Raw genomic sequence first — 3,318 nt, 5'->3', positions numbered from 1 at the left:
ACCCACCCCCTCAGCGGGCCCCGGTGCTGGGTACTCGCCCCCGGGGAGCTCATCGCCGGCCCCGGCACCACCCGGGCCCGTGCCGGACACGGGCTCGCCGGCACCGCCACCCCAGGACCGCCGCCCCGCCAACCCAGCGCGCCCGCCGACCCCACCTCGCCGGACCACGCCGCCGCCCAGCCCGGCGGTGACACCGCCAGCCACCACCGCCCCGCCCGCACGACCACCCTCGACTGGCTGCGCGGCACACTCACCGCGCTGCTCCACGCCGACGGTGTCTCCGCCGAGGACGACTACTTCGCGCTCGGCGGCAACTCGATCATCGCGGTCCAACTGGTCGACCTCGTCGCGGAGCGGTACGGCGTCCGCCCCAAGCTCGTCGAGATCTACCAGCACCCTCGGGTGGGGGACTTCGCCCGCTACCTCGACGAGGCCCTCCCCACCCCGGACCCGGGACCGCACCACTGCCGGCACGACCCGGCCCCACCACCTCCACCTGCCGCTGCCACGCCAGCCGGGGGAACCGATCGCCGGGGCCTGCCCCGGTTGCCGCCGGTCGAGCCCGGCGACGAACTCGTCCTGTCCTTCGGCCAGGAACGGATGTGGTTCCACCACCAGTTGGACCCGAACACCACCCTCTACAACCTGCCCACCACCGGGCGGGTCCGGGGTGAGCTGGACATCGACGCCCTCCGCCAGACGTGGGAGGACCTCGCCCAACGGCACGAGGTCCTCCGGTCGAACTTCGTGGAGTCCGCCGACGGACCAGTGCTGGTCCTCCGCCCCATGCTCGGTGACTTCCTCCACGTCGTGGACGTCTCAGGCACGGCCGACCCCGTCGCGGCCGCCCGCCCCGTGGTGCGGGCCGCCGCCGACCACGTCTTCGACCTCGCCAAGGACCCGTTGGTGCGAGTGCTCATCGTCCGCCTGGGCGAGGAGGACCACGTCGTGCAGACGACCATGCACCACGCCGTCAACGACGGCGCCTCACCGGGGATCTTCCGGGCGGAGGTCAACGACTTCTACCGGGCCCGCCGTGCCGGCCGTGAACACCGCTTCCCGCCGCTGCCCGTGCAGTACCGCGACTACGCGCGCTGGCAACGGAAGCTGGACGCGGACGGTCTCCTCGACCACGAACTCGACTACTGGCGCGCCACCCTGCGCGGCGCCCCGCGCCTCGACCTGCCACTCGACCACCCACGTCCGGCCAGCCGCGACTACTCCGGCGCGATCAGCCCCTTCACCGTGCCCCCCGACGTCGCCCAGCGCCTCCGCGCGCTGGCCCGCCGGGAGTCGGTGACCCTCTTCGTGGTGCTGCTCGCCGCCTGGTACCTGCTCCTCGCCCGGCTGTCCCGCCAGCGGGACATCACCGTGGGCACACCCACCGCCGGCCGCGGCCGACCCGAACTGTGGGGGCTGGTCGGGTTCTTCAACGGCACCGTCGCGCTCCGCGCGGACCTCAGCGACGGCCCGGCGCTCCCGGAGCTGCTCACCCGCGTCCGGGACATCGTCCTCGGCGCACTCGAACACCAGGAGATCCCCTTCGACCGGGTGGTCAACGACCTCGGCGGCGCCCGTGACCTGAGCCGGAACCCGCTGTTCGACGTGTTCTTCATCCACCAGGAACAACCCGCCATCCAGCCCATCGGAGACTCCCCCGTCGAGTTCTTCGACGAACGGACCGTGGAGAACCTCTTCGGTGGTCTGCCGCCGGGGACCTCGAAGTTCGACCTGACCCTGGTGACCAGCGACCGGGAGGGCGAGGACACCATCTCGGGTTGCCTCGAGTACAGCACCGAACTGTTCGACGGCGGCACCATCGCCGGCTGGGCCGTCGCCTACCAGCAGCTGCTCGCCGGGCTCGCCGCCGCCGTCGACGCGCACGACCCCTTCGGAACGCTCTCCAAGCTCCTCCCGGCCGGCTCACCCGGAGGGCGCACCCCGAACGCGGGGCAGCCCGCGACAGCCGCCCTCGACGCCTGGACCCGGGTGTTGCGCGACCGGTCCGCGAACATCCAAAGGCGCCTGTCCCGCACCCCGGGAACCCGGCCCCCGGCCGACCCGGTCCCGGTCGTCGAACGGCACGAACGCCGGGTGCCCGCCGACGTCGTGCGGCGAGCCCGCGACCTCCACCCCGACGACGAGGACCTCTTCCTCACCGTGCTGGCGGCCAGCCAGGTCGCCCTGGCCCGGCGGCACGACCAGCGGGACGTCCTCGTCGGCGTCGCCGGCGCCGACACCAGTGCCCCCGCCCCGGTCCGGCTGCGGGTGCACGACGACCACACCTTCCGGGAACTCGTCGGGCGCACCACGGTCGCCGTCGAGGGAGTCACCGGTGGCACGGTCCGCGCCGACCTGCTCGCCGATCGCCTCGACCTCGCCGTGAACTCCCTCCCCGACCTGTTCGACCTCCGCCACCAGCGGCTCCACCGGGACGGACCACCACCACGGGTCGGGCTGGACGGGCTCACCCTCTCCAGCGGGGTGACCACCGGCGGTGAACTGGTCCTGCTGGTCGAACGGTGCGGCGGTTCCACCGGCCACGACCGAGCCAAGGCCCTGGCCGACGACCTCGCGGACCTGCTGCCCGCACTGGTACGAGAACCAGGCCAGCCCCTGCGGGACCACCCGCTGCCCGACCACCGCACCCGGCCCGGCTCCCGCTGACCGCCTCAGCGGAACCCGAGCCGCCACCGCCCGCCGGGCCACCCGCCACCACACCGACCAACGGCACTGGAGTGAGCATGCCTCGTGGGGGAAACCGCCGACGACCGCTGTCCTCGGCCCAGACCGGAGTCTGGTTCGGGCAGGAGCTCGACCCGACCGGACAGCGCTACGTGGTCGGCCAGTACGTACACGTCCGCGGCTCCGTCGACCCCGACCTCCTCCACCGCGCCATCGCCGCCGTCTTCGCCGGCTCGGAACCCCTGCGCGTCCGGTTCGTCATCAGCGACGACCGGCGTGAGCAGGTGGTGGAACCCGACGTGCACCCCCGGCTCACGGTCGTCGACCTCACAGGGGAGGCCGAACCGGTCGACGCGGCGCGGCAGCGGATGCGGGAGCTGCTCGCCGAGCCGTTCGACCTCGCCACCGCACCGGTCTTCCGCACCGCCCTGTACCGCCTGTCCGAACACGACCACTACTGGTGCCTCACCTCCCACCACCTGGTGACCGACGGTGTGGGGGGCGCGAACCTGATCCGCCGCGTCGCCGAGGCCTACACCCTCCTCGTCAAGGGCACCGACCCGCCCCACGACGTGTTCGACCCGCTCGACACCGTCCTCGCCGATGACACCGCGTACCGCCAGTCCGCCCGTT

The 3,318-nt window shown here is 73.1% G+C and carries 2 protein-coding genes; both read left to right on the top strand.

The annotated features are described in order from the left end of the window. Window positions 1–2,667 (top strand): condensation domain-containing protein (locus tag ACTIDRAF_RS32015; RefSeq protein ID WP_016699706.1); only part of this gene is annotated, 2,667 nt, incomplete at its 5' end. Window positions 2,668–2,744: 77 nt separating this feature from the next. Next, window positions 2,745–3,318 (top strand): condensation domain-containing protein (locus ACTIDRAF_RS0215840; RefSeq protein WP_026066159.1); only part of this gene is annotated, 574 nt, incomplete at its 3' end.

The sequence above is a fragment of the Actinoalloteichus spitiensis RMV-1378 genome, assembly GCF_000239155.1.
GTDB lineage: Bacteria > Actinomycetota > Actinomycetes > Mycobacteriales > Pseudonocardiaceae > Actinoalloteichus_B > Actinoalloteichus_B spitiensis.
This window is presented reverse-complemented; position numbering and strand designations above follow the sequence as displayed.